The organism is Vagococcus penaei (assembly GCF_001998885.1).
In the GTDB taxonomy this organism is placed as follows: Bacteria; Bacillota; Bacilli; order Lactobacillales; family Vagococcaceae; genus Vagococcus; species Vagococcus penaei.
Genome location: NZ_CP019609.1, coordinates 1,986,131 through 2,013,045, shown reverse-complemented (window position 1 = coordinate 2,013,045; position 26,915 = coordinate 1,986,131). Strand labels below are relative to the sequence as shown.

24 protein-coding genes are annotated in these 26,915 nt (G+C 35.4%); 6 read left to right on the top strand and 18 right to left on the bottom strand.

Annotated features, from left to right (window positions below; genetic code table 11):
* Window positions 1-11: 11 nt before the first annotated feature.
* From prmC to BW732_RS09505, 3 genes are read right to left on the bottom strand one after another with little or no spacing between them, the layout of a single operon-like run.
* The gene (gene prmC, locus BW732_RS09515; RefSeq protein ID WP_077276534.1) at window positions 12-857 is read right to left on the bottom strand and encodes a peptide chain release factor N(5)-glutamine methyltransferase; all 846 of its coding nucleotides are present in this window, start codon (window positions 855-857) and stop codon (window positions 12-14) included.
* Window positions 850-1,920 (bottom strand): peptide chain release factor 1, encoded by a 1,071-nt coding sequence (gene prfA, locus BW732_RS09510; protein WP_077276533.1) that lies wholly within the window; start codon window positions 1,918-1,920, stop codon window positions 850-852. The genes prmC and prfA overlap by 8 nt, the downstream gene beginning before the upstream one ends.
* Before the next feature lie 54 nt (window positions 1,921-1,974).
* Complete coding sequence (locus BW732_RS09505; RefSeq protein ID WP_077276532.1) at window positions 1,975-2,565, bottom strand: thymidine kinase; 591 nt, start codon at window positions 2,563-2,565, stop codon at window positions 1,975-1,977.
* A 190-nt stretch (window positions 2,566-2,755) separates the two neighbouring features.
* Between BW732_RS09505 and BW732_RS09500 the strand changes: the two genes are divergently transcribed.
* Window positions 2,756-3,367, top strand: coding sequence for an FMN-dependent NADH-azoreductase (locus BW732_RS09500; protein WP_077276531.1), 612 nt, complete (start codon window positions 2,756-2,758; stop codon window positions 3,365-3,367).
* Between the two features lie 69 nt (window positions 3,368-3,436).
* Here the strand turns inward: BW732_RS09500 and BW732_RS09495 are convergent, their stop codons facing one another.
* Both BW732_RS09495 and BW732_RS09490 read right to left on the bottom strand, forming a co-directional pair.
* Window positions 3,437-4,624 (bottom strand): AI-2E family transporter, encoded by a 1,188-nt coding sequence (locus BW732_RS09495; RefSeq protein WP_077276530.1) that lies wholly within the window; start codon window positions 4,622-4,624, stop codon window positions 3,437-3,439.
* 15 nt (window positions 4,625-4,639) lie between these two features.
* Window positions 4,640-4,993 carry a PTS glucitol/sorbitol transporter subunit IIA gene (locus tag BW732_RS09490; protein WP_077276529.1) on the bottom strand — a complete coding sequence of 118 codons (354 nt, stop codon included), beginning with the start codon at window positions 4,991-4,993 and terminating at the stop codon, window positions 4,640-4,642.
* A gap of 163 nt (window positions 4,994-5,156) precedes the next feature.
* Here BW732_RS09490 and BW732_RS09485 point away from each other — a divergent pair, with 163 nt between their 5' ends.
* Window positions 5,157-6,176 (top strand): lactonase family protein, encoded by a 1,020-nt coding sequence (locus BW732_RS09485; protein WP_077276528.1) that lies wholly within the window; start codon window positions 5,157-5,159, stop codon window positions 6,174-6,176.
* Window positions 6,177-6,231: 55 nt separating this feature from the next.
* Here BW732_RS09485 and BW732_RS09480 read toward each other — a convergent pair whose 3' ends face one another.
* Window positions 6,232-7,191: an NAD(P)-dependent oxidoreductase gene (locus tag BW732_RS09480; protein WP_077276527.1), complete on the bottom strand. Its 960-nt coding sequence runs from the start codon at window positions 7,189-7,191 to the stop codon at window positions 6,232-6,234.
* Window positions 7,192-7,315: 124 nt separating this feature from the next.
* Between BW732_RS09480 and BW732_RS09475 the strand changes: the two genes are divergently transcribed.
* A complete protein-coding gene (locus BW732_RS09475; RefSeq protein WP_077276904.1) occupies window positions 7,316-7,858 on the top strand; it encodes a TIGR01440 family protein in 543 nt (180 codons plus the stop codon).
* 52 nt (window positions 7,859-7,910) lie between these two features.
* Here the strand turns inward: BW732_RS09475 and BW732_RS09470 are convergent, their stop codons facing one another.
* Window positions 7,911-8,723, bottom strand: coding sequence for a LysR family transcriptional regulator (locus BW732_RS09470; protein WP_077276526.1), 813 nt, complete (start codon window positions 8,721-8,723; stop codon window positions 7,911-7,913).
* Between the two features lie 117 nt (window positions 8,724-8,840).
* Between BW732_RS09470 and BW732_RS09465 the strand changes: the two genes are divergently transcribed.
* Window positions 8,841-9,848, top strand: coding sequence for a YeiH family protein (locus BW732_RS09465; protein WP_418369024.1), 1,008 nt, complete (start codon window positions 8,841-8,843; stop codon window positions 9,846-9,848).
* Between the two features lie 53 nt (window positions 9,849-9,901).
* On the opposite strand, the gene BW732_RS09460 is transcribed toward BW732_RS09465, so the two are convergent.
* From BW732_RS09460 to BW732_RS09430, 7 genes are all read right to left on the bottom strand, one after another.
* Entirely contained in the window at window positions 9,902-11,128 is a 1,227-nt protein-coding gene (locus tag BW732_RS09460) for an ABC transporter permease (protein ID WP_161485551.1), read from the bottom strand.
* Complete coding sequence (locus tag BW732_RS09455; protein WP_077276903.1) at window positions 11,121-11,852, bottom strand: ABC transporter ATP-binding protein; 732 nt, start codon at window positions 11,850-11,852, stop codon at window positions 11,121-11,123. Before BW732_RS09455 ends, BW732_RS09460 begins: the two co-directional genes overlap by 8 nt.
* A gap of 3 nt (window positions 11,853-11,855) precedes the next feature.
* A complete protein-coding gene (locus tag BW732_RS09450) occupies window positions 11,856-13,022 on the bottom strand; it encodes an efflux RND transporter periplasmic adaptor subunit (protein ID WP_161485550.1) in 1,167 nt (388 codons plus the stop codon).
* A gap of 151 nt (window positions 13,023-13,173) precedes the next feature.
* Entirely contained in the window at window positions 13,174-13,719 is a 546-nt protein-coding gene (locus BW732_RS09445; RefSeq protein ID WP_077276522.1) for a cysteine hydrolase family protein, read from the bottom strand.
* A 28-nt stretch (window positions 13,720-13,747) separates the two neighbouring features.
* Window positions 13,748-14,437 (bottom strand): 5'-methylthioadenosine/adenosylhomocysteine nucleosidase, encoded by a 690-nt coding sequence (locus tag BW732_RS09440; protein ID WP_077276521.1) that lies wholly within the window; start codon window positions 14,435-14,437, stop codon window positions 13,748-13,750.
* Between the two features lie 16 nt (window positions 14,438-14,453).
* Window positions 14,454-14,666, bottom strand: coding sequence for a hypothetical protein (locus BW732_RS09435; RefSeq protein WP_077276520.1), 213 nt, complete (start codon window positions 14,664-14,666; stop codon window positions 14,454-14,456).
* A 9-nt stretch (window positions 14,667-14,675) separates the two neighbouring features.
* Window positions 14,676-15,227 (bottom strand): NUDIX hydrolase, encoded by a 552-nt coding sequence (locus BW732_RS09430; protein ID WP_077276519.1) that lies wholly within the window; start codon window positions 15,225-15,227, stop codon window positions 14,676-14,678.
* A gap of 182 nt (window positions 15,228-15,409) precedes the next feature.
* Between BW732_RS09430 and BW732_RS09425 the strand changes: the two genes are divergently transcribed.
* Both BW732_RS09425 and BW732_RS09420 read left to right on the top strand, forming a co-directional pair.
* Window positions 15,410-16,114: a 5-bromo-4-chloroindolyl phosphate hydrolysis family protein gene (locus tag BW732_RS09425; RefSeq protein WP_077276518.1), complete on the top strand. Its 705-nt coding sequence runs from the start codon at window positions 15,410-15,412 to the stop codon at window positions 16,112-16,114.
* Complete coding sequence (locus BW732_RS09420; protein ID WP_077276517.1) at window positions 16,111-17,292, top strand: toxic anion resistance protein; 1,182 nt, start codon at window positions 16,111-16,113, stop codon at window positions 17,290-17,292. Before BW732_RS09425 ends, BW732_RS09420 begins: the two co-directional genes overlap by 4 nt.
* Window positions 17,293-17,331: 39 nt before the next feature.
* Here the strand turns inward: BW732_RS09420 and dinB are convergent, their stop codons facing one another.
* From dinB to BW732_RS09400, 4 genes are all read right to left on the bottom strand, one after another.
* On the bottom strand, window positions 17,332-18,474 hold the full coding sequence (gene dinB / locus BW732_RS09415) for a DNA polymerase IV (protein WP_077276516.1): 1,143 nt from the start codon (window positions 18,472-18,474) through the stop codon (window positions 17,332-17,334).
* Window positions 18,475-18,711: 237 nt separating this feature from the next.
* Window positions 18,712-19,470 carry a DUF975 family protein gene (locus BW732_RS09410; RefSeq protein WP_077276515.1) on the bottom strand — a complete coding sequence of 253 codons (759 nt, stop codon included), beginning with the start codon at window positions 19,468-19,470 and terminating at the stop codon, window positions 18,712-18,714.
* Window positions 19,471-19,547: 77 nt separating this feature from the next.
* Window positions 19,548-23,309 (bottom strand): helicase-exonuclease AddAB subunit AddA, encoded by a 3,762-nt coding sequence (gene addA / locus BW732_RS09405; RefSeq protein WP_077276514.1) that lies wholly within the window; start codon window positions 23,307-23,309, stop codon window positions 19,548-19,550.
* Window positions 23,302-26,874 carry a PD-(D/E)XK nuclease family protein gene (locus BW732_RS09400; protein ID WP_077276513.1) on the bottom strand — a complete coding sequence of 1,191 codons (3,573 nt, stop codon included), beginning with the start codon at window positions 26,872-26,874 and terminating at the stop codon, window positions 23,302-23,304. Before BW732_RS09400 ends, addA begins: the two co-directional genes overlap by 8 nt.
* Between the last annotated feature and the right edge of the window lie 41 nt (window positions 26,875-26,915).

Here is a 26,915-nt window from a genome sequence, read left to right as displayed (position 1 = left end):
TAACTTCCTTATTATCTAACTCGAATCATGCGTTCTTGTTGATTTAAGTCTTTTAGTATAGTTACCTCTTTGTTTGGAAAAGCTTCTTGAAAAATAGTTTTGACAGTCTCACCTTGACGATAGCCAATCTCAAGATAAATGTGTCCACTAGAAGCCAAATGGGCTTTTGCTTGAAGCGCAATTTTTTTATATAAAGCTAAGCCATTATCTGCAGCATATAAAGCTAATTTTGGTTCGTAGCGTTTGACACTTTCATCCATAACGTCTTTCTCTGTTTCTGCAATATAAGGTGGATTAGATACTAAGATATCAATTGGCGCACCAACATAGTCGTCTAACACATCGCTTAATAAAAAGTTGAGCTTAACGTTCTGTTGCTGAGCATTACTTTGAGCAACTTCTAAGGCTGCTGGTGAGATATCACTCGCAGTCACCACCCATTTCGGACGGTGTTTTTTTAGTGTAATACCAATAATACCCGACCCAGTACCAATGTCGACAACCGTCTGAAGTGAGTCTTCATTGTCAGTTAAACAAAGTTCGACCAATTCTTCTGTTTCTGGGCGTGGTATCAAAGTGTCTTGTGTCACAGTAAAGCGTTGACCATAGAATTCCGTTGATCCAATCACATACTGAGCTGGTTTCCCCATTAAAACATCGTGTAAATCTAGCTCAAATTGCTTTTTCACGTCGGCTGGCATATCCTTTTTAAAAGACATCAAAAGTTGTGTCTTATTCCAACCTAGACGTTCTAATAATAAATACTCAGCTAGGTACGCTTCTTCATTTTGTGCTTTTAAAAAAGAAGAAGCCCATTTCAGGACTTCTATATAAGTTTGGCCTTCAACTTTATCCATTTAGCTTATCCAATTGAGCTGCTTGATCATAAATAATCAGTGAGTCAACAATTTCATCTAACTTTCCAGCTAAAATTTGATCTAGCTTTTGAATCGTTAAACCAATTCGATGGTCGGTCACTCGATTTTGAGGGAAATTATATGTTCGAATACGCTCAGAACGATCTCCAGTACCGACTGCTGATTTACGGTTTGCATCGTATTCACTTTGGTTTTCATGCTGTAACTGATCATAAACTCGTGCTCGCAAAATTTTCATTGCTTTTTCCCGATTTTTAAGTTGTGAACGCTCATCTTGCATAGCCACAACAACACCAGTTGGAATATGTGTCAAACGAACCGCAGAAGCCGTTTTATTAACATGCTGACCACCAGCACCACTAGCATGATAAATATCTACACGAATATCTTTATCCGCTAAATCAACTTCAACTTCCTCAGCTTCAGGTAAAACAACAACCGTTGCAGTGGATGTATGTACGCGTCCTTGAGATTCCGTCGATGGGACGCGTTGTACGCGGTGTGCACCACTTTCATATTTTAATTTTGAGAACACTTTATCACCAGTAATCATAACCGTTACTTCTTTGTAACCACCTATATCCGTAACGTTAGCATCCATTACTTCAAATTTCCAACCTTGAGCTGTCGCATAACTTTGATACATATCAAATAAATCTCCCGCAAATAACGCGGCTTCATCACCACCAGCTGCACCACGGATTTCCATGATAATATTTTTATCATCATTAGGATCTTTTGGTAATAATAAAATCTTCATCCGCTCTTCTAAATCGATTTTTTCACTTTTTAGCTCGCTAAGCTCTTCTTTGGCCATTTCTTGCATATCATCATCTAGTTTTTCACCTAGAAGCTCTTCCGTTTCTTTAATATCATTCACAACTTGCTTATAACGACGATATACATCAACGGTTTCACGAGTTCCTGCTTCTTCTTTTGATAACTCCATAAAACGTTTTGTATCAGTGACCACTTCTGGATCACTTAATAACTCACCTAATTCTTCATAACGATCTTCAACTGCTTGTAATTGATCAAACATATTTTTATTCATTCTCCTTTAATTTTGTCTCTTAACTAGTTTATATTAACTAGCTTATGACTTGACCTCATCATCACAACAAGGTGGATTAACATAGTGTTTTCGGCAAACAGGATAGTACGACTCATTCCCGCCAATTTGAATTTGTTCACCATCATAGACCGGTCGATTGTTACTCATACGCAAATTCATTGTTGCTTTTTTGTGGCAGAACCAACAAATCGTTTTCAATTCTTCTAATTTATCTGCATAAAGCAGCAGATACTTTGAACCTTCAAACAATTCATTTTTAAAATCATTTTTCAACCCAAAAGCCATTACTGGAATATTCAATTCATCGACAATTTTTGCAAATTCAATAACATGATGTTTTTCTAAAAATTGTGATTCATCCACTAATACACAATACGGTGTAAAGGGTAAGGCTTTGATTGCTTGAAAGACGTTTGTTTCACTGAAAATCGGGATAGCTTCTCGCCTTAATCCAATTCGACTAGATATCGTTCCCACTTCATCCCTAGTATCAATACCACTAGTCATTAAAACAACTGGTTTATTTTGCTCCTCATAATTATGAGCAACTTTTAAAATTTCAATAGTTTTTCCACTATTCATTGCGCCAAATTTAAAAAATAACTGTGCCATGACTTTACCTCCGTATCTTCTATGATAGTATACTTGAAAATCACAAAAAAATCATCTGGTAGAAACAGTTCACGAAAGTTTTTTGAAATTAAAGCGCTTTAAGCTTTACTTTCTAATAAAGTTTAAGGTATAGTTATTTTACTTATTAAATATAAGTGAATACATATAAAAAATTAGTGAGGGTTATTTTATGTCAAATTTATTAGTTGTTAAAGCACATCCATTATCATCTGCGGAATCAAAATCATTAATGGCATTGGAGGCCTTTATTGATAGCTACCGTACAGAAAATCCAACCGATACAATTACTGTACTTGATTTATATGATGAATTTATTCCAGAAATTGATCGTGACATGTTATTAGGTTGGTCCAGCGCGGCACAAGGCAACGACTTAACAGAGGAACAAGCCAATAAAATCGCACGTTTTTCTGAATTAACTGAGCAATTTTTAGCGCATGATAAAATTGTCATCGCGAATCCTTTATGGAATTTAAACATTCCAACACGTTTAAAAGCATGGATTGATACGATCAACGTTGCTGGAAAAACCTTTAAATATACTGAAACTGGTCCCGTACCATTAACAGAAAACAAGACATTTTTCCACATTCAATCAAGTGGTGGGATTTATGCTGGACAAGACCTATCTGCTCAATACCTAAAAAATATTTTAAACTTTGTAGGTGTTACTGATACAGGCACACTATTTATTGAAGGAATTGATCATCATCCAGAGCAACGTGAAGCTATTCTAAGCCAAGCATTAGCTGATGCACGTGAAGCTGCTAAAAATTTTTAATAGAATCCAAAAAGCACTTGTATGCTAGTAACCGAAGACCATTCGATACTGGCAAAACAAGTGCTTTTGTTATTTATCTTCTTTCTTTAAGCTAATCACATCATCAGGTTCATATAGACCAGAGACTTCTTGATACCAAATAAACGCATGACTAACAACCACTTTAATCGCAGCGTAACCAGGAATCCCTAATACAACACCCAGTAAGCCAAACAGCTTACCCGCCGTTAATAAGACAAAGATAATTGTCAGAGGGTGAATATTTAACTGATTTCCTAAAACTAACGGTGAGACGACTTTGCCTTCCAATGTTTGTTCAATGATAAAAACAATAATGACAGCAATCAACATCTTAGGTCCATTAACCATCGCCAAGATAACAATCGGAATCATGGCCAAAGCAGAGCCTAAAAATGGGATTAAGTTAAGAACCCCAGCTAATACACCTAGAGTAACACTATATTCTAAACCAATAATCGATAGCCCTAACATAAAAATAATCGATACCGCAAAAGCCACCGTTACTTGACCACGAACATATGATGATAATTTTTCATTAATATCTTTTAGTACGCTAACTGTTGGTTGACGCATTTTAATTGGTAAGAACTTAGTCGTATAAGGCATTAAATTTTTGCCATCTTTCAACAAATAAAATAAAACAAACGGGACGGTAATAACAACTACAACAATATCAGCAACTGCCCCTACGATATTGCCAATACCTTTAAAGGCGTTACCCGATAAAAATTTTGCGATACTACTTGTAAATTTACTAACAGAATCAGTCAATTCAGTTAATGCTTTTTCAAGTGGTGCACCGTATTTTTCGAGGATTGGCATGTTTAATAAGTCAGCTGATTTTGATTCAATGGTCTGCCAATAATCTGGCCAATTTGTAATAAAGCTATGTGTTTGTGCTTGAATTTTAGGAACAACGATAATTACTCCCCACACGATCAGTCCAATAATTAAGACGAATAAAACAGCAATTGTTAAGACACGGTTAATACCTTTGCGCTCCATAAAATCGACTATCGGGTTCAATAAGTAATATAACAGTCCCGAAATAATTAGGGGCAAACCAACAATACCTAAAAATTGCGCAATCGGTCTGAAAAAAAATTCAACTTTTTGAAAAGTAAAAATAATCAGTAAACATAATAAAATAATAAGTAAGCTAGTGACAAATTTATTATTTAAAAACCATCTAGCAAACCAAGTTTTTAATTCTTCATGTTTTTCTTCTGTTGACATAGCAATCCTCCCAATCTATGAATATGTAATAGTAGTCCCTTCATGAATCGTTGGGAAATGGTGAGGTGTCACATATAATGCATTAGCAATTTGATTTTCCTTTGGTGCCTCTTTAAACATTACAGATACATGTGCCATTTCGTTCAGATGCTTGTTAGCTAAAGGCCCCATTGTTTGAATCGTATAAACTTGATCATCAAAACTAATTGTGTCTCCAACGTGAAGATTAAACGTTGGTTGACCATCAACCTCTTGGAGAACACAACACTCAGAAAGTCCTGGGGTAGCGTCTGTATTAAATAACACAATTAAATTATCTTCGGGACTTAGCGCCTGTGGCCCAATATTTTTTACAACAGATTTAATCATACTAAAACTCCTCTATTATTATCTTGAATTAACTTCATTATACCATAAATTTTCTTAATACTCGTCATACAATCTTACGAGACACTAGATTGTGACTTTCTTTCTTAACAAAATTGAATATGTTATAATTAGGTGATTTAATAAAAATTGAAGGGGTGTTTATATGTCATTAACTATTTTACTTGGAACCTATACTAGAAGAGATAGTGAAGGAATTTATACGATTAACTTAGCCGATAATCATCTACAAGACCTATCACTATTAATTAGCGAAGATAATCCGACTTACTTAGACACAAACAAAGAATTTTTATACAGTGTGACAAAAGATGGTGATCAGGGTGGCGTTTCTGCCTATCGTAAACTGAAGGATGGTAGCTATTCATTCATCAATAAAGTGACAACTGTTGGTGCACCGCCATGCTATGTAGCTATTGATTCAACTCGCCAATTAATCTACGGTGCAAACTATCATCAAGGGATTTTAACAAGCTATCGTATTCTAGAAGACGGTGGTGTGGAATTAGCTGACTCGGTTAATCATGAAGGTAACGGACCACATGAAAATCAAGACCGAGCACATGCACACTATGCTGATTTAACTCCCGACAATCGCTTAGCGGTCTGTGATCTAGGAAATGATACTGTTTATACTTATGACGTTTCTGATAATGGACAATTGACTGAAATTGCAGCATTTACAGCACCAGCTGCTTCTGGTCCACGTCACTTGGTTTTCCATCCAAATGGTCATATTGCTTATTTATTTGGTGAATTATCTAGTGATGTTTTTGTTTTACATTACGATCAAGAAACTGGTAATTTTACTCAACTACAAACAATCTCGACATTACCTGATGATTACAAAGACTTTAATGGTGGTGCAGCAATTCGTGTCTCTAAAGATGGACGCTTTGTTTATGCATCAAATCGAGGACATAATTCTTTAGCCGTTTTTGAAACAAGCAACGATGGACAAACACTCACTTTAATCCAACATATTTCAGTTGAAGGTGACTTTCCGCGTGATTTTGATTTAACTCCCGATGAAAAACATGTTGTTGTAGCAAATCAAAATACTGATAACTTAACACTTTTTGCACGTCAAGCAGATACAGGTCGACTAGCATTAATTGAAAAAGACATCTATGCACCAGAAGTTGTTTGTGTAAAATTCTTATAATAAATAAAAAACAGCACGGGTCCATGACTCGATGCTGTTTTTGCTTATTTGCTTATTAATACCCATTATCCAGATTAATTTTATTAACATTAATCTCTTTTTCAGTCAAATACATTTGTAGGTTTTCCTCAAAAATAGGCCATAAACGATGATAATATTGGTCAGTTGAACCAGATAAATGTGGCACAACTAAAATATTCGCCTCATCCCATAATGGACTATCTTCTGGTAGTGGCTCACTTTGAGTCACATCTAACCCAGCAAATGCAACTTGTCCCTTTTGACAGGCATGAATTAAATCCAATTCATTCACTGCACTTCCACGACCCGCATTAATAAAAATCACACCAGGTTTAACACGGTTAAAGAATGTTTGATTGTATAAATTAACTGTTGCTGGTGTTTCAGGTAATAACGATACGATAATATCACAATCAGAAAGGTTATCTAACAAGTTTTTTTGTTGAATAATTTCATCAAAACCAGGATAATCATGTCCTTGACGGTTAACACCAATCACTTTGGCTTTGAATGGCTGTAATATATTCGCTAATGTTTGCCCTATCTTACCCGTTCCGATAATCATCACGCGTTTATCAACTAAATCGGTCGTTGATAATGGATTCACCCACCGATGTTTTTCTTGATTTAAAATACTGGTTTTTAATTGACGCGTATAAGCAAAAATCATTCCTAAAATGGATTCACTCATTTGATGACCATGAATGCCACTTGCACTTGATAGTAAACAATTACGTTCAACTAATTTTTGTTGATTGATATGATTAACACCCGCTGATTCCGCTTGAATCCACTTTAATCTACAATTAGGTAAATCAAATACAGCTTGTCCTAATTCGCTAGACCAACCATACATGATTTCAATGCTTGAATAATCGCCTAACGATAAATCCCCGACATATTGGACAATAAAACGATCTCCAACTAATTCTTTAATTTTTTGCACTTGTTCACTAGGAATACCATCTGATACTGCAATAATTGATTTTGTCATTGAACCAAACACTTCCCTTCATTTATTACTTATAGTGTACATGAAAAATCCCTGTAATGCGAAAATTTAAGGTGGTTTATGCTATACTAACAACATGACAAATTCAAAGAAAGAATGTGACACGATGTTATCTAATAAACAATTAATCACTGATTTAACAACTATAACATTAGACGTTTTGGAACAAGCTCATATGCGACCAGGAGATACTTTTGTTCTCGGCTGTAGTTCGAGTGAAATTTTAGGTCAACATATTGGCAAAGCAACAAGCGCCGATATTGGGCACTTAATTGTGACAACCCTATACGACTTATTGAATGAACGCCAAATCAAACTTGCTGTCCAAGGTTGCGAACATATTAATCGCTCATTAACAGTTGAATTAGAGACCGCGAAAGAACAACCATTTGATATTGTATCCGTTGTCCCAATCTTAAATGCTGGTGGTGCTTGTGCAACGGCTGCTCATCAAATCATGCAGCAACCTGTCCAACTTGAACATATTATCGCTAAGGGCGGGCTTGACATTGGCGATACTAATATTGGGATGCATATCAAACATGTCCAAATCCCAATTCGTCCACAACTAAACAAACTCGGTGAAGCCCATGTAACTGCGCTCGGATCACGCCCTAAGTTAATTGGTGGCATACGAGCATCTTATTAAGAATAAAATTTATAGCAAGGTGGAGACTACATAGTTTCCAACTTGTTTTTGTCTATTTATAGAAAGCAGCAATTTGATTAGCAATTTCATCGTATATCTCTTCTGACAAATGATTGCCTTTAATTAAATAAAACCAGCGCTGATAGTTTTGATTAAGTCGCTCAAAATCTATTTCATCGTTCACCGCTTTTTTAGAAATCAAACTTTTTCCTAAACCTTGTTCTAAAAGTCGGACAATCATATCGTTGTTTTCAACTAATAAATAATTAGGATTTAAATTATGCTCAACAAAATAGCGTGCTGTGTAATGATACACACCTGAAGTTTTTTCTCGAATTAACCATAATTCACTCTCTAGGTCACCAGCTAATACCAATTCATCTTCTGTTAGTGGAATTCGTTCAATGCCAGTTGTTTGTAAAGGCTTTTCAATAAAACCAAAATGGACTTCATGACGCTTAACGCTTGTTAAAACATCTTCTGAATTTCCCATCTCTAACTCAAACTTAACCGTTGGAAAAGCATCGACTAATTTTGGGAGTAATTCGGGGAGATAATAGCTCGCAAAAGTATGTGAGGCACTCATACGACAAACGATTGTCTCCATTTCCTGGCCTTGAATCAAACGTAATGTGGCATGCCAATCATCGGACAAGTCGAGTAATCGTTCATATAAGATATCGGCAGCTTTTGTCGGGCGCATTTCTTGTTTTCCTACACGCTTAAATAAAACACACTGTAACTGATTTTCTAATTGTTTCATCTGATTAGATACTGCTGGTTGGGACATAAATAACGCTTCTGCTGTTTGCGAAAAATTTCGCATGTCATAAGCCACTCTAAAGGTGTGTAATAACTTAAACATGATATCCTCCTTAAAACATTTTAATTATTTATAGTATATATGCAAATAATTAATTTTTCAAATAGAACGAAACTCGCTATACTTAATGTAATAACTATTTTAGAAAGTGTGATGTTTATGACTCAACTGAAACAATCTATTTTCCCTGGACTGCTATTATCCTTTATCGTCGCTTGGATTAGTAAAGGAATCGCGATTTTTTTACCGACTCTTGGTGCAGCGACAATTTCCATTTTGTTAGGAATTCTACTAGGTAATACAATTTTTAAACAAAGTTTTTTAAGTAAAGGAACTAAATTAGCAGAAAGTAAGCTTTTAGAATGGTCCGTTGTTCTGCTAGGTATGACTGTCACTTTTCAAACTATTTCATCACTGGGATTAAATGGAATTGGCTATATTATTTTACAAATGACAGCAACAATTACGGGAGTTTATTTTATTGGTAGAAAGTTAAATTTTTCGAAAAAAATGACCTTACTTATGGCAGGAGGTAACGCAGTTTGTGGCTCATCTGCGATAGGTGCGATTGCTCCTGAGATTCACGCCAATGAAGAAGAAAAAGGCCAAATTATCACGTTAGTTAATTTATTAGGAACCATCCTCATGCTAACTCTTCCACTACTTGTTGTTCAAGTTTATCCTGGTGAAACTATCGCACAGAGTGCTTTAATTGGTGGGATACTTCAATCAGTTGGACAAGTAATCGCTAGTGCTAATATGGTTAGTCAAGATGTTGTCACGTATGCAACTCTTTTTAAAATTATGCGAATTATTATGTTAGTTGCTGTCGTCTTTATTTTTGGCAAATTAACCGAACATGACTTAGCTGTTGCCGAACAAAAAGTAGCGAAAAAACCTAAAAAGAGACTTCCTTTACCTTGGTATGTCTTAGGTTTCTTAATTTGTTGCTTTCTTAACAGTTTTATTAGCATACCAACAATCATCGGAGATATCTCTCATAACATTAGTAGCTGGTTTGAAATTACTGCTCTAGCTGCCATTGGATTACGCTTAGATTTTAGTAAATTTTTTAAAGAAGGCAAGCGTTTTTTACTTTTTGGTTTATCAGTTGGTGTACTACAAGTCTTATCAGCCCTAATTCTGATTAAACTGTTTCATATATAAAAAATAGCTGCAGACATTATTTGTCTACAGCTATTTTTTATATTAATTATTTTTTATTGATAAATTGCTTTAATTGGATCCATTTTCGCAGCATTAATCGCTGGAATGACACCAAAGAATAATCCAATCCCTGCCGAAATCGCTGCCGAAGTTAGCGCCATTGATGGACTAACGACGGCTTTAATTGGTGTGACAGCACTAATGAGTGACGCAAATCCCCAGCCTAAGCCAATACCAATAATCCCACCTAAAAGAGTGATGAAGGCTGCTTCTAGCAAGAATTGAGCAAGAATATTGGATGGTTTTGCACCAATTGCTCGACGAATACCTATTTCCCGCTTACGTTCAGAGACTGACACGTACATAATATTCATCACGCCAATCCCACCAACTAGTAGAGAAATTGCCGTAATAAAGATTAATCCCATAACGACTGTTTGTAACATATTTTCCATCTCTTGGCGCATTTGCTCGTTACTCATGTCCTCCTCAAACTGTCCAACCAGTTCAGGATGACTTTCTTTTAATAATTCATTGGCTTGAGCAACGACTGCTTGTCTATCAGCACCATCAGATACGCGAAGTTTCACTGCATTGATTGGTTTATTTTTAGACAATTCGTTAAAAGCACCTTTAGGAACGACACTCAGATATTCTGACCCATCAGATATCATCATACCATCCATTGATGTCTCACCCTTAACACCGACAACTTGAAATTTCAGTCCGTCAATATCAATCGCTTTACCAATGATTGTCTTAGGGTCTTGCACTTGCAAAGAGTTTTGCATGGTTTCATACGTGATGATCACATTATTTTTATTGACATCATCTTTAGTCAAATCACGGCCATACTTCACTTTATTATCTTTATTTTTATTAGCAGTTAGGACAATCATGCCTTGATTTTCAAAGAAAGATGCGTTGCTATCAATACTTTGAACGCTACTTCCAAAACCATAACTATAATCTGCCGTAATATTATCTACATCATTTAACTTACGTAAAGTCTTCAAATCAATTGGACTAAAAGCAAACTCATCAAATTGTTTATTTGCTGCAACCTCATCATCGGTAATATCAACTTTATAAATTAATCGAACTGAATTAGCATCAGACGTTTCCATTAATTCCATACTACTGCGCTTCATACCTTCACCAATAGAAGAAACAGTAACAACTGCTGTGATTCCGATAATAATACCAACCATTGTCAGAAAGACACGGAGCTTATGCGCACGTAAACTTAGAAACGTACTGAGTAAAAGATTTTTAAGCATTTTCGTATTCCTCCTCCGATAAGAAGAGTCCATCTTTCATGTAAACCACACGTGATGCGTAACGACGCATGTCCGCATCATGGGTTACCATGACAATTGTTTTGCCTTCTTTATTTAAATTAGACAGTATTTCCATAATATCACGACTGGTTTCACTATCTAACGCACCCGTTGGCTCATCTGCCATAATTAGTAATGGATCATTGACAAGCGCTCGTGCAATCGCAACACGTTGTTGCTGACCACCAGATAATTCGGTTGTCTTAGAATGCTCTTTCCCATCAAGGCCGACTAAATCCAAATAGTATTTTGCTATTTTTTTACGTTCATTTTCTTTACGTTTACCCTCATAAACCATTGGTAACTCAACATTTTGTGATACATTTAATGATTGAATCAAGAAAAACTGTTGGAAAATAAAACCAATTGATTCATTTCGTAATTGTGATTTTTGGTTTTCATTTAATTTTGATACCTCACGATAGTCAAAAACATACTCACCATCAGATAATTGGTCTAAAAAACCGATAATATTCATGAGCGTAGTTTTTCCACTACCAGATTTCCCCATAATCATCAAAAATTCACCACGTTCAATCGTTAAGTCTAGATTCTTTAAAACGTGTAATTTAGACTTACCCATGGGATAATATTTGTTGATGTTCGATAGTTCAATTAATGGCTGTGACTCGATAATTTCTGTTTCTGTGTATTCAATTTCCATCACCTATTTCGCCTCCTCTGATGTCGCACTATCAGCGCCGTCTAATAGGTCTCCTTCTTTCACTGGTTTATCAGATGAGACAATGACCTTATCTAGTGATTCTAGTCCACTCGTCACAATGACTTTATCTTTTGATGCTCCTTTATCGGTAATCGTAATTTCTTTTCTTAACACCGTTCCAAAATCATCGACCAAAACATAATTCTTCCCGTTTTCTGATTTCACAACATCTTTTGGAATTTCAATTTTTTCATCGGTTAATTTAATCGACGCTTGGACATGGAAACCTTCTTTAATGTCTTTACCATCTTTTAATGTTAAACGTACAATATAGTTAGACAATGAGCCGCCAGTCGCACCACCGCCTCCACCGCCAGCTCCACCTTCGCCTCCACCAGCAGCACTAGTCACCGGAGTATTTGAGATATAGACAATTTCACCTTTGTATAATTTGTCAGTCGCAATGGTTTTAACATCTGCTGCTTGTTTTTCTTTAATTTTGGCTAAATCACGTTCATTGACTTGTCCTTCAACAAAAAAGTCAGTTGATGTTAATGTTAATATAGCGCTATCACGATTTTGCTCTTGAGGAATCGTGATTTCACCATCAAACGGTGCTGTTACTTGATTGACTTGTTTTTCAGATAATTCGTTAATTTGTGTTTGCATTTGATTCATTTTCATGTCATAACTATTTAAGTCATATTTTAATTCAATACTTTCGCGTGTATTAGGTGTTGCCTCAATTCCTTTTTCTCCAGGATCATTGTTATTCGAAAGCTCTTTTAATTCTAGTTCCATTTGACGTGCAGCTTTTTCTTTGTCAGCTTGAGTCGCTTCAATCTGATACTTTAATTCCGTAATTTGCGTGCTGGTTGCATCATCAATATATTGATAAAGCAGAGTTCCTTTTTTGACATAGTCACCATTTTTCACTTTTAAATCACCGAGTTTACCTAGAGTAGCATCTTTAATAAACTCTTTAGATTGAACTGGTGTGACTACCCCATTGATATAGACTTGCTCGACATCTTCAACTGTATAAAATTCAATTTTATTTTCAGCTTTAGTTACTTCTGGTTTTAAATTATTGCTAAATAAGGCTAATCCCACTGCAACGGTAGCCAACCCAACACCGACCCCAATTAATATTTTACTTCGCTTTTTCATCTTGTTAACTCCTCTACTTTTCATTACATTTAGTTTACCTAGTTGTTTGTTTTTTGACTATCGGACTTAGGACCTAACTTCTAATTTATAATTAAAAAAGATTTAGAACGGTGATATATTTGACATCGTTCTAAATCTTAAAAAATAAACACTAGATAATCTCAGCACCCAAAATATTTTTGAAATGATTCATTGCAAATTCATGTCCTTTAGCATCGAAACTTTGGACACACTTCTCATGAATAACGATGTCATAGCCCAAATTATAAGCATCAATTGCTGTATGCAAGACACAAATATCAGTACATACACCAGTTAGATGAATACGATTAATTTTTCTTTCTCGCAAGCGACTATCTAAGTCAGTCCCACTAAAAGCCGAGTAGCGTCTTTTATCAAGCCAATAGACAGTCTCTTGTCCTTCATAAATTTGATATAAATCTTGCAAGCTACCATATAATTTACGACCAGATGAGCCAATAATATTATGTGGCGGAAATAATTTATTTTCAGGATGATACTGATCTTTTAGATCATGCCCATCAATCGCAAAAACGACATAATCACCACGATTCAAAAATTCTTTTGTCAGAGCAACTAAATCCATCTCAATTGACTGACCTTCTTCACCCGTTGTTAATTTTCCATCAGTCGCAACAAAATCATATGTGTAATCAATTGATAGTAAGGCTTCCATTTTGACGTCATTCCTTTCATTACTCACATTATAATGTCTTTAATACCGATAATACTAATTGTGCTGATTTACGACCAGCTTCAACAATAAATGCATCAAAATTAACACTTGCTTCCTCATCGCCAACATCACTAATTGCTCGAATAATGATGAAAGGACATCGATATTGATGCGCAACCTGTGCAATGGCTGCACCTTCCATCTCGTTAGCTAAGACATCAGGAAAATGGGTTTTAATTTCTTGGATTTTTGATTGATTGTTTACAAAGGTGTCTCCTGAAACAATTAATCCCGTGTAGTAGACTAAATCTAAGTCAGATGTTGCACGTTTAGTCGCTTCAACTAATTTTGTATCAGCCTCATAATACAAAGGCATTTGGGGCATTTGTCCATAGTCATACCCAAAAGCTGTCACATCAGCATCGAAATAAGCTAATTTACTAGAAATTACTAAATCACCAATGACTAAGCCATGACCGATACCACCAGCCGAACCAGTATTAATAATAGTATCAACCTTATAATGACTTAATAATAAAGTCGTTGTTAATGCAGCCAGTGTTTTCCCAATACCAGAGCGTGTTAGAACAACTTCATGCTCACCAATCTGTCCAGAATAAAAACTCGCTCCAGCTTCCTGCCATTCTTTCATATTAACTAGTTGCTCTCTCAAAAGAACAATTTCTTCTTCCATTGCACCAATAATTCCAATTTTCATCTTAGTCTGACTCCCTTTATAGTTTTAAGACAGCGTAAATTGTAATTCCTAGTAAAAGAACAACAATTAAAATAGCCATATTTAGCCATGAATTACGTTTCTTATTTTGTTTAAATTTTCGAACACTACTCCGTGTTAAAATTTGTTGCGTTTCTTCCTTGCTTGTCACTTTTGGCGGTTCATTTAAATTGCTCTCTTGCTTCGTTTGATTTTTTACTTTCCTATACATGTCACACCTCTATTGATTGCGTTGCATTTTCCAATATAAAATGGCATAAATTGTTTTAGCATCACAAATATCACCAATTTCAATTAAGCCTTTTGCTTCATCTAATGTTACTTCGCTAATTTCTAAGAATTCATCTTCATCTTGTGGTAACGGATTATCAACTTTATATAATCCTTTTGCTTCATATAAGTACATCCATTCATTTGAAAAACCTGGTGATGTGACAAATTTTGTCATACGATTCATTGACTCACATTGATAGCCCGTTTCTTCTTCTAACTCGCGCATGGCTGTCACGAATGGATTAGGCTCATCTGCCTCAATTTTACCTGCTGGAATTTCTAAAATCGCTCGTTCAATGGCCTTACGGTACTGTTTCACTAAAACTATTTTATCTTCAGGTGTTACAGCTAAAATACCTACTGCTCCTTGATGAAACACGAGTTCTCGCTTAGATGTCTGACCATTAGGTAATGTCACATCATCGACCACAACTTGAATAATTTTTCCATTGTAAATTTCTTCACGCTTTGTCGTAATCTCTTTGAATTTATCCATCATACTTTTTCTCCTATCAAATAAAATGTGTTAAGATTATGATACCGTTAATTACAAGGCTTTTCAATCCTATTGTTGACCTAGTTAAAAATCGTCCTTTCGACTGATATGTAAAAATAGAGAGTGTGGTACTATAATTTTATACAGCACATGAGCTTAATAATTTAAATTTAGGAGTGAAGCAAATGAAGAAAAAATCATTAATTGGTTTATTAACAATTGTTATGGTCCTTGGATTAATCTTAGGACAGATGTTTGACGATAGTATTGTAGGAGGATTGTTTTCGCTAGCCTTTTTTATCTCTGCTATTTGGTTAGTTGTCAACTGGTCGAAAAAACGTCGACGTCGCCGATTGGAGCAACAAAAATTACCTAGTCTATCACGTAATAAGGAAGAACATTATTCTGAAATTGGTATGAGTGATAGCGAAATAAAGTTTTTCCGTCAAACTATGGCAGAAACAAAAGAACAAATTGTTACTTTAGAAAAAAATATGACGGATGTTACAAAATTACGTACTATTGACTTAAAATATCAGACGGTTAAAGCCTCAAAAGCAGTGTTTAAGGAGTTAGTCAAGAAACCGCAAAAACTACATCAAGCGAATGATTTCCTTTACACGCATTTACCAAACATTGTTGAATTAACCAATCGTTATGTTGAAATTAATAATCATGATATCAAAAATAAACAAACTTATGATGCCTTGACTAAATGTGTTGGAACGATTGAAAGTATGTCAACTTTAATTGTAGATGATTATAATAATCTCGTAAAAGATGATTTAGAGGATTTAGATCTTGAAATTAAACTTGCTCAACAAAATGCGGAAAGAACAGCTAAAGAAAAAAATTTAAACGATTTAAATAAAGGAGAAGATGTACAATGACCGACGAATTAAAACCAATGACAGAACAATCATCGAATACACTTGATGACCTACTAAGCAATCCATTTGATTTGCCAACTAGCCCGGAAATCCAAAACCAATCAACACCTATGGCTGATAATAGTGCTACTCGCATGATTGATAAATTATCAGAAGAACGTCAAGCACAGGCCAAAAATCTTGCACAACAAATTGATACGTCTAATAGCCAATCTGTATTGAGTTATGGTGCTGCTGCCCAACAAAAATTGAGTGAATTTTCGCACACTATGTTAAATCATGTTCAGGCACAGGATATCGGCCCCATGGGTGATACTTTAACTGATTTAATGTACCGCTTAAATGAAGCTAGTCCAACTGAATTAGAGGCTCGTGACTCTAATGTCTTTAAACGTATTTTTGGTAAAGTCAAACAATCTATCTATGAAACAACGGCTAAATATCAAAAAATTGGTGCCCAAATTGATAAAATCGCGATAAAATTAGACCGCGAAAAAGATGGCTTATTACAAGACAATGCTATGTTAGAACAGCTATATGACAAAAATAAAGATTATTTTGATGCTTTAAATATTTACATTGCTGCTGGGGAATTAAAAATTGAAGAACTACAAACTGTGACTATCCCTGAAGCTATTCAAAAAGCACAACAAACAGGTGACCAAATGGATGCCCAAATTGTTAGTGACTTAAATCAATTTGTTGATCGACTAGAAAAACGCACGCATGATTTGAAATTAGCGCGCCAAATCACGATTCAACAAGCACCACAAATTCGTTTAATTCAAAATACGAACCAAGCTCTAGCTGAAAAAATTCAAGCATCAATTAACACTGCTATTCCACTTTGGAAAAACCAAGTGGCTATTGCCTTAACTATTTTACGTCAAAAAGATGCAGTTACGGCTCAACGACAAGTATCAGATACTACAAATGAGTTACTCACACGTAATTCAGAAATGTTGAAACTTTCGGCAATTGAAGTTGCTGAAGAAAATGAACGTGGCATTGTCGATATCGATACTTTACAAAAAACTCAAAATGATTTGATTGAAACAATTCAAGAAACATTACGGATCCAAAAAGAAGGAAAAGAAAAGCGTCGTAATGCTGAACTAGAGTTAGCAACAATGGAAGAAGATTTAAAAGTACGCTTATTGGAAATGACTAAACAATAATCCATAAGAATAAAAAAACCAGAAGATGAACTTCGTCACTTATGACGTCGTATCTTCTGGTTTTTCTTTTTGCCATAATGGCAATTTAATTAACTCAAATTCAATCGATGCTAAATTTGTTACCGTGATCCCTAAGAGTCGAATTCCTTGAATGACACTATCATCAAATTCTTCCCATAGCTGCTTTGCATAAAAATAAAGGTCTTCTTTTTTTGACACATAATCTGGTAAAGTGATTCGACGCGTAAAGGTCTCAAAATTTTTATTCCGAACTTTTAATACTACCGTCGTCCCATGTAGATTATTCTTAGCCAAAGCATAGTCAACAGCTTGTGCCAGAAGACGTAATTGACTAATCACCTCGTCTTCAGAGATGAGCACTTGCCTATACGTGTTTTCCCGACCAACTGATTTCCGATCACGTTCAGGTTGGACAGGCGAATCATGGATACCACGAACTTTCCGGTACAAAGAATACCCCATTTTACCAAAGGCACGAATTAACGTCATTTCGCTTTGATTGTATAAATCTTCACCCGTATAAATTCCCATCTCTTGCATCTTAGGAACCGTTTTTTTTCCGACGCCGTGGAAATCTTCAATTGGTAGTTTTTTCAAGAATTTTTCGGCATCTTCAGGTAAAATGACGGTTAGGCCATGCGGTTTTTCATAATCAGAAGCAAGTTTAGCCAAAAATTTATTATAACTGACACCAGCAGAACACGTTAACTGTAGTTCATGCCAGATATCTAACTGTATCATACGTGCCATACGGATAGCACTTTTGGCATTGATTTTATTTATCGTCACATCAAGATAGGCCTCATCTAGAGAAAGTGGTTCAACAATATCTGTGTATCGATGAAATATTTCGTGAATTTGCTTTGATACCTCAGCATAATGAGCGAGATTACCAGGCACAAAATTAGCAGTTGGACAACGTTCATATGCTTCGTGTGCGCTCATTGCTGAATGAATACCAAATTTCCGTGCCTCATAATTAGCCGTTGTCACAACACCACGTCCGCCTGTTTCATTTGGATGACGTGCAATCACTAAAGGTTTTCCTTTTAATTCTGGATGGTCACGCTCCTCAACAGAAGCAAAGAAAGCATCCATGTCCACATGAATAATTTTGCGTGATATATCCTTATGTAATGGAAAAACTAGGTCGCTACTCATCTGATAATCTCCTTTCATCTGGTACATTTATTATATAAAGAATCACATAAAAAAACCACTAAAGCCGTCGCTCTAGTGGAAATGAAGGTTGTTATTTACTCTCTATCTCGGTAGGAGTTAAGTATGAAAAACCAATTCGGGAAAATTGGTATGTTTATATCATACTCCTAAATTCTTAAATTGAATTGATTTCCCTGTTCAAATCCAATGAAAAAAGAATGAGAAATATCTCATCCTTTAAAAATTCGTCCATTCGTCACTTGATTCTTCTTCAGGTGCTAAATATTTACCTTTTGATAAATCATTATAAAAAGCTGCTTTGGTTGCACTAACATAAGGTGTCACATAAAATGCTGCCAATCCACCAGTTAGAGGAACTAATAAATACCAACCAATAAAGGTAATATCTAACCAGAATAAGCGGCCTTTGTGACCATTCATTAACTGGCGACTTTCAGTAATAAAACTTGTTGCGCCTAACGTTCTGACGTCTTTATGCTCAGACAAGTCCTTATAAATAAAATTAGATTGTGAATAAGCATAGGTTTTAACAATACCTGGGATAATAAATAGCATACTCCAAAGGGTTTGGAAAATATACATCAATATATTAATTAAAAAAATTGGGACAAAGTCAACACCATTAAACAATCGAAAAGCTTGTTTAAAACTCATATCAGCCTTTTTCCCCTGTCTAAGAACATCTAGAAATGTAAAGGACACACCCAATGTTAAGAAGGTTAAGAGGAAATTTAGAATATAGCTACCTGGACCATTACCTGACGAATTGTTATTAGCCGATATATAGGTATCCATTGAACTACCACCTAAATATTTTTGAACAAAATAGACTATTGTCCCGAGTACAAGATAAAGAAACCATATCGCAATAATTTGAAAAACAATTGGCACTAAACTTAATTTAATCGCTGAACTCCAGCGCCCTCTTAAAGCATCTTTTACTTCATTCTTTAATTCTGCCGTTGTTTTATACATATTTTCACACCTCTCTTTTCATAAATTGTAGCATATTTATTAGTTATTGACTACGATTCTAGATAATAAAACCACTATCAACTATCTAAAATTAACATCGGCCCAAGTAAAATTAATTTAACTTGAGTCACTGGTTGATTGAGGACTTCAGTTAAGGCAAGTTTATATAAATTAAGTTGGCCTTGGTACCTCTTCTTGATAGCCGTCAATTCTTTTTCTGTGACTTGTTTGGACACATAATCCGTTTTGAAATCATATAAAACAACCTCCGAACCATTTTGATAATACCCATCAATAATTCCATGGACTAAAACCGTATCTTCTGAGTCATCTGATCCATTATCAAATAATTGACTTGCTTTTAATAATAATGAAAATGGTTGTTCCCTTTTTACTTGTTGATGATGTTTAAGCAACGACTCGCCAAATTCCGTCGTGAAAAAAGGGACTAAATGCTCACAATCGATTGCATCGGCCACTGATTTTTCAATTAAGCCATCTTCAACTAAGCGATCTAATAATTGGATAAAATCTTTGCGTGTTGGTTTTTTATCTAATGGTATCAACTGCATTAACAGATGAGTCGCCGTACCAATTTGAGCAGCACTTGGCTCTGTTTCAACAGTCATAAATGTTGGTGTGGCTAATTCATCGGTCACATAACGATAACCTTCTGTTGGACGCTCGTGTCGTGTGAGGGTCAGATCAAGTAATGGTAAATCATGATCATCTGGATCTTCAAACACACGTTTAATTTCTGATACAGCTTGATAACTTGTTGTTAAAGTTGCTGCTTCATCTGGATAAACAAAATTCAAACGATCTGTAATCTCTTTTAGTTTTTGTGGATTTGGTACAGAATTCGTTGTTATTAAGTCACTTACAACTTCATGTGTCACGTGACTAGCTTGCTCTAATAACACATCTTTTTGATAAAATGTTAATTGGCACGTCATGGGATGTTTACCCAAAGTTTGATTCACTAGAACGTCAATTTCAGGGTATTCTTTTTGAATGTTTGGATGACGAACCAGACTCATACCAATCCAATCCATTAGACTACGATGAACTAATTTAGTTGGTGCATCAATCGCAACCGTTTCACTAACTAGTTGCTTTTGCCAACGAGTTAATGCTACTTCTTTATTTTTATATGACCCCACTAAAAATAATTTTTGTTCCGCCCTAGTTAACGCAACGTAGAGTTTACGCATTTCTTCCGCCAATAATTTTTTCTTTTTTTCTTCTCTTAAGACTGAATAAGGCAGTGTTTGATAATTAACACGTTGGTCACTGTCCAAGTACTTAATGCCTGCTCCTAAATGTTCATCAAAAATAAAACGAGTCTGGTTAATATCTTGTAAATTAAATTGTTTAGCTAAGTCTAAAACAAATACCACTGGAAATTCTAAGCCTTTACTCGCATGAATTGTCATGACACGTACTGCATCTTCGTCTTCATTTAGTTGATTTGGTTCAGCCAAGTCTCGATCTTTTTCTTGCATTTTTTCAATTAAACGCACAAACTGAAATAATCCTTTAAAATTCATATTTTCATATGCAGAAGCTCGCTCATACAATGCGTGAAGATTGGCTTGACGTTGGCGTCCTGAAGGCATTCCTCCAACATAATCTAAAAAACCAGTTTCTTGATAAATTTTCCAAATGAGTGTCGCTAAAGACTCACGTCTTGCTACTTCACGCCAGTGATTAAATTGTTCAATAAAATAATGAATTCGTTCAAACGTTTCAGTGATTTGTTCTTCTTGTGCTAAATAAGCTAAGACAGAATCGTAAAAATAGCCTTTTGGTTGAAAGGTTCTTAGTAACGCCAAATCATTTTCTTGTAATCCGACAATTGGTGATCTAAGAACTGCCGCAACTGAAATATCTTGGTAAGGATTATCAATCATTTGTAGTAATGCAACCATCACTTTAATTTCAGTTGCTTGGAAATAGTTTTGCGTGTCGTTAACAAATAATGGAATCCCTAACCGTTTAAAGACATCTAAAATGACCAAATTATTTTTTTTGGTTGGCGTTAATAAAACAATATCTTTATAAGTTAACGGTGTTGATTGCTTTAATTTTTTACGATAAATTGGATATTCTTGTGCAATAAGCTCTTTAATTTTTAGACCAATTAATAGTAGCTCACCCTCTGTCTTGTCATCAATTACAAAATCAAGCGTTTCAATACTATCCGTCTCTTCGTCTTCCGTTTCACTCTCATAAATCATTATTTCAGTTTCATAATTCGCTTCTTCAGGATAAGCTGTAAATCCAGTAATTAATTTCGCGTTCTCATCATAATCAATTTGTCCTAAATCATGAGTCATTAATTGCATAAAGACATAATTCGTAAAATCTAAGACTTGCGAACGTGACCGAAAATTTTCTGCTAGAATAATCCGTCTACCACCAATTTCATTTGCGTAAGTGGTATATTTATCGATAAATAATGTTGGGTCGGCTAAACGAAAAGCATAAATCGATTGTTTGACGTCACCAACCATAAAAAAGTTACCTTGTTCAGCATCGGGTTGGCGTAACCAATATAAAATACTTTCTTGCAGTTGATTAATATCTTGGTATTCATCGACTAAAATTTCTTTGAATTTTTGACGATAATAGGTCGAAGCTTCCGTACCTACCCATTCTCCTGTTGTATTGTTCGCTAAAATTGCTAAAGTAAAATGCTCTAAATCATTAAAATCAACTAAATTTTTTTGTGATTTACTTTGGCGAAAAGCCTGCATAAATTCTTTTGCGACACGGCTCATCTCTTTTACTAGAGGATAGGCTTTTAGCATTAAGTCAAGAATCTTAGCTGGTGAGTGAGCAAAATACTGTTGACCAAGTCCCTCAATCGCTTCTTTACATTGTTTTCTTGCTAACTTAACCTGCTCATAAGTTTCCATAATTTCAGGCGAACTTGTTTTTTTAGATGGACCTGCAATGCGTGAAAATTTCATTGTTTGAAACACTTGGTATAACTCGTCACACGCATCTGTTTCAACTAACCCTTGTAAGTATTGAACCCTTACAATATCTTCTTGTAAAATCTTAATAGTCTTATCAAAATCTGGCTCACCTTCAATAAGTTGGAAGTTTTGCCTTAATTGAGTTGCTGTCCGTAGCAGTTCTTCTTTTAAACTCGGTTTTATTTTCGTCTGATAAAGTGGAACATCGGCTAAATTAGGTGAATCAATTCGATACTGATTAGCTAAAGAATCTAGCCAAGATACAGGGTCTGGATTAGCTCTAGCAAAAGTCTGTAATGAGAATATTAAACGGGTCAATCCGTCATCACTTCTGTCATTAGAGAAATTTTCCGTTAAATGATAGAAAATTTCCTCTTCTTTACCATATAACTCTTCACGTAAATCAAACCAGACATCCTCCATTAATAACATATTCTCCGTTTCATCAGTCAGTAATCGAAAAACTGGATCAATATCAATTAAATAATAATATTTTCGAATAACTTGTAAACAGAACGCATGCAATGTACTAATATTCGCTGTTGGTAAAAGACTAAGTTGACGAACTAAATGCTGTTTTTGTTCCACATCACTTTCCTGATTAACAGATTCCTGAATAGCTACTTGAATCCGAGCTTTCATCTCTTTAGCAGCTGCTTCGGTATAAGTAACAATTAGTAGTTCATCGATTCCTACACCCTGTTTAATTTTTTGAATGACCCGCTCAACCAAGACGGTCGTTTTACCAGAACCGGCTGAAGCCGAAATAAGCAAGTTATTCCCACCATCATAAACTGACCGCCATTGTTCATCGGTAAATTGACTATTGGCTGGCTTTATTGGGATATTACTCATTTTCGTCTACCTCCTTTTTTTCTTCATCTGACAATCGCTCTAATACCTCTTCATCTGATAATTCATCAATACGATGGTAGTTATTATCCAACAACATCACATCGAATTGACACACACTACGAAACGGACAAAAACGACAAGCAATCCGCTCTTTTCCTTTATACATTGGATTAAGTGTGGTTTTACCAGCATAAATCTTTTCGCCCGCAGCTTTAAACTGTTGATGATTATGGCGAATTAATTTTTGTAAATCATCTGGTGCAATAAATTGTTTTGACTTCACTTCACCAGACTTTAATTGATTGAATGGGTATACTAAAGATGATTTAGTCGGTTCGACGGTTACATCTAACTGCTCTAATAATGCCTCATCTTTAACTAACACACCTTGATATTTAAATTCTTTCAGTAATTCATTTTGGAGCGATTCTTCATCCATCTGCTTCAGTTCTTTTAAAGTTGGATTCTGTACATGTAAATAAAAGGCTCCAGCAGCTTCCGCTTTTTGTCCAACCAAGGTCACAGCATTTTGTAAGGCAACATCGAGATAAGTAATCATTTGTAAGGCTAAACCATAATAAGCATCACTCATACTAAAATTATGTTTACTCGATTTATAATCAACAACGGCTAGATAAGGATTGCCAGAAACATCTACATAATCCAGTCGGTCAATCTTACCTCGAACGCTAAGTTTTTTCTGATTAGGTAAATCAAAACTCAAACTTGCTAATCCTTTTTCACCCAGTGCTTCACCAAACAAAACTTCTGTTTGCAAAGTCGTCATGTTTGTACGTGCACTTTGTTGACGTAAAGACCAAATAACCCGTTTTATTGTTTGTGTTAATTGATAGCGAATGTATTTAAGTCTTTGACTGGAGGACAAAATGGAAAAGCGTTCATCCGCAAAAATAGCCTGTAAAACATGATCTGCTAAACTCAAAATCTCTTCATCAGATAATAGTGATAGCTGTTTTTTTTGTTTAATTAATTCTTTAAAAAACTGATCCAGTGCATCATGGAAAAAATCGCCAGTTGCGGCTGGTGACAATTCAAATCTTTCTCGTTCTTTAAGCTGCAAACCATATTGTAAAAAGTATTTGTAATGGCATTGATTAAAGCTCTCTATTTTAGAAACAGAGGCATAAATTGTTGAGCCATATAAATCATCAACGATTTCTGGCATTAATGTCTCAGGAATATTCTGATAAGTTAAACTCTCTAAGACTCTCGTAGCCTTAAATGGTAATTCTTTTTGAACGCGTTTTTCAAGTTGCAACCATAACCAGCTAAATGACTGGTTAGTATCCGTTAAATAGCGTTTAAATGGTACCATATCACTTAACAATATTTCATAAGTTGCAAACTGAGACACCTCATTCGCATTTGTTTCAGTTAGTTGTGTGACTTTTTTAATTGGTTTTACACCTAATGGCTTCATTAAGGGTATTAGATAACTTGACGGCTTGAGTTCTTTTGTTTGGTCGCTTGCCATGGGATAACTTAAAATAATTTGTTCTCTAGCTGATAACAATGCTAAATAAAAGACATATGGTTCTCTTGCAAAATCACTTTGCATTTCTTTTTTTAAATATTTGTTACCATCTAGTCGCTCCATTAGTAAGGTGCGTTCCTCATCCGTCATGAGAGTTTTATTTTCAATTTTTTTAGGAAATTGCTGATCGGTTACACCAAGAATAAATGTCACTCGGCTTTTTTCTGCTTGTACCATATCCACCGAACTAACGATTAACTGGTCGAGCGTTGCTGGAACCTTGCTAAAGGTCAATCCTTCTAAACCACTAAGTATGATTTGGATGAAATCGGATAAATTAAATGGCATGTCGCCCATTAAATCAACTAATTCATCTAATAAGTCCATTAATGCTTGCCAAGCTTGTTCATGATTTTTTGCAGAGACCAAATCACCCGTCGCAATACTTTGCTCACGCATCATAGTCATTTGGTGCATCACACCTGAATCAATAAGCAACTGATATAGCGCCACGCAAGCCTCACGATAAGTTACCGCAGTGTCTAACTTGTCAAAAAACGGGACTAAACCATCACGAATTGCCTGTCTTATATAATTTGACTCTTTTTGAATTAATTCATCTTGTCGTACAGCATCATCATCCTCTGAATACGAATAGGTAATATATTGCCAGTCCTTTACTTGTGTCCAATAAAAACCACTGTAACCATAAGCTAAAACAACATTTTCCGTATAATCAACTTGCTGTCTAACAATCGACATCCCTTGGATCCAAGAAGAGAGCTCATTAATATCTCGCAATTGTGGCATAAATAATTCTGTCCGTAATAAGCGCATTAAATCAGGATACTTAAAGTAACGTAATTTCACTTGAAATAAAGAGTCAATAAACTCAATCAACGGATGATGTTTCATTTCGACGTCTTCATTAATATAATAAGGAATATCCGCTTTAGTAAAGACAGGTTCTAGTATTTGCCGGTAAGCTGTTAGATCTCGAGTTAGAATTTTTATGTCTCGGTATCGATAACCTTGCGTCACTAACGAGCGAATCTCTTTAGCTACGGACAGTACCTCTCCATAACTATCGTCACATGCCCAGACTTGTAAGCTAGATGATTGGTGCAATCCCTGTTGTCTCGTCCCATTAGATGGTTGGTGACTATCACGCCAAGCTTGCTCAACAAGAGCCATATCAGATGAACAAGGAGTCTCACGGACAACAAGGTCATGTAAAATAGGCAACTGTTGTCCCCTAGCATAGTGATATAAATCAAAATAGACAGTCGCAGGATTATAAAAAAGCGACTGATTCGTCGGTGGCTCAACTGCATAACTCTTATCTAACGTCAATGTCATTCGCCACTCACCAGAAATGGTCATTAACGTCTGCAGTAATTGCTGTTCAACCGCTGTCAAACTAGAATAACCCGACACAATAATCATCACATTCTCTAAAGAAACTTGGCTCAAGTAATCAGCTAAATCACTTAAAATATCCTGTGTCTCACCATCAATTGCTAACATTTTTTCTAAATAACAGTCATAAATTTTCTGAATTTCTAATAGTTTTTCCTTAGAATCTTCGACGTAATTAGCCCCTTCAAACTGCGTTACTGCAATTTCTAAATCAAGACTAGTTATATTGCCTAATTGATATTCATCAAACAAAGCGACTAATTGTTCAACAAAACCTACTTTATTAATTTCATAACGGAAGAGGATTAATTCCTCTTCTAATTCAATCAAAGCCTGACGGATAATCATCGCTTTTCCGGATTCAGACAGACGACGTTTTTGATATCTCTTAGTATATTGCATTTTGTACCAAGCAAGTCGTGACAATGAGAATACTTGCAAACGTGTACTTGCCATGTTATCTAAGTGTTGATAGTTTGGTAATTGATGCAGGCGTCTTAAAATAGACACTTCTGTTTCAAACTTAACATGGTTTGGCACCAAATAATAAACCTCATGATTACTGTCTTGTTTTAACCATTCAACTGCCTGTTGTAAAACAGGTGCCACGTGTTGTTTATCAGCAGTTCCAATCACAAACTGAACGCTCATACAGTCACCAATCCTTTCTTTTTTACTAGTACTAGTTTAAC

Bases quoted from the DNA above. Each gene is read 5' to 3' on its own strand.
- dinB (WP_077276516.1), bottom strand. From the start codon at position 18,474: ATGAGTAGCGACCTAGTTTTTCCATTACATAAGGATATATCACGCAAA.
- BW732_RS09430 (WP_077276519.1), bottom strand. From the start codon at position 15,227: ATGATGGATAAATTCAAAGAGATTACGACAAAGCGTGAAGAAATTTAC.
- BW732_RS09495 (WP_077276530.1), bottom strand. From the start codon at position 4,624: ATGTCAACAGAAGAAAAACATGAAGAATTAAAAACTTGGTTTGCTAGA.
- BW732_RS09445 (WP_077276522.1), bottom strand. From the start codon at position 13,719: ATGGAAGCCTTACTATCAATTGATTACACATATGATTTTGTTGCGACT.
- BW732_RS09480 (WP_077276527.1), bottom strand. From the start codon at position 7,191: ATGACAAAATCAATTATTGCAGTATCAGATGGTATTCCTAGTGAACAA.
- BW732_RS09505 (WP_077276532.1), bottom strand. From the start codon at position 2,565: ATGGCACAGTTATTTTTTAAATTTGGCGCAATGAATAGTGGAAAAACT.
- BW732_RS09420 (WP_077276517.1), top strand. From the start codon at position 16,111: ATGACCGACGAATTAAAACCAATGACAGAACAATCATCGAATACACTT.
- BW732_RS09470 (WP_077276526.1), bottom strand. From the start codon at position 8,723: ATGTTTAAGTTATTACACACCTTTAGAGTGGCTTATGACATGCGAAAT.
- BW732_RS09460 (WP_161485551.1), bottom strand. From the start codon at position 11,128: ATGCTTAAAAATCTTTTACTCAGTACGTTTCTAAGTTTACGTGCGCAT.
- BW732_RS09410 (WP_077276515.1), bottom strand. From the start codon at position 19,470: ATGTATAAAACAACGGCAGAATTAAAGAATGAAGTAAAAGATGCTTTA.
- BW732_RS09435 (WP_077276520.1), bottom strand. From the start codon at position 14,666: ATGTATAGGAAAGTAAAAAATCAAACGAAGCAAGAGAGCAATTTAAAT.
- prmC (WP_077276534.1), bottom strand. From the start codon at position 857: ATGGATAAAGTTGAAGGCCAAACTTATATAGAAGTCCTGAAATGGGCT.
- BW732_RS09475 (WP_077276904.1), top strand. From the start codon at position 7,316: ATGTTATCTAATAAACAATTAATCACTGATTTAACAACTATAACATTA.
- BW732_RS09490 (WP_077276529.1), bottom strand. From the start codon at position 4,993: ATGATTAAATCTGTTGTAAAAAATATTGGGCCACAGGCGCTAAGTCCC.
- BW732_RS09485 (WP_077276528.1), top strand. From the start codon at position 5,157: ATGTCATTAACTATTTTACTTGGAACCTATACTAGAAGAGATAGTGAA.
- prfA (WP_077276533.1), bottom strand. From the start codon at position 1,920: ATGTTTGATCAATTACAAGCAGTTGAAGATCGTTATGAAGAATTAGGT.
- BW732_RS09500 (WP_077276531.1), top strand. From the start codon at position 2,756: ATGTCAAATTTATTAGTTGTTAAAGCACATCCATTATCATCTGCGGAA.
- BW732_RS09465 (WP_418369024.1), top strand. From the start codon at position 8,841: ATGACTCAACTGAAACAATCTATTTTCCCTGGACTGCTATTATCCTTT.
- BW732_RS09425 (WP_077276518.1), top strand. From the start codon at position 15,410: ATGAAGAAAAAATCATTAATTGGTTTATTAACAATTGTTATGGTCCTT.
- addA (WP_077276514.1), bottom strand. From the start codon at position 23,309: ATGAGTAATATCCCAATAAAGCCAGCCAATAGTCAATTTACCGATGAA.
- BW732_RS09455 (WP_077276903.1), bottom strand. From the start codon at position 11,852: ATGGAAATTGAATACACAGAAACAGAAATTATCGAGTCACAGCCATTA.
- BW732_RS09440 (WP_077276521.1), bottom strand. From the start codon at position 14,437: ATGAAAATTGGAATTATTGGTGCAATGGAAGAAGAAATTGTTCTTTTG.
- BW732_RS09400 (WP_077276513.1), bottom strand. From the start codon at position 26,874: ATGAGCGTTCAGTTTGTGATTGGAACTGCTGATAAACAACACGTGGCA.
- BW732_RS09450 (WP_161485550.1), bottom strand. From the start codon at position 13,022: ATGAAAAAGCGAAGTAAAATATTAATTGGGGTCGGTGTTGGGTTGGCT.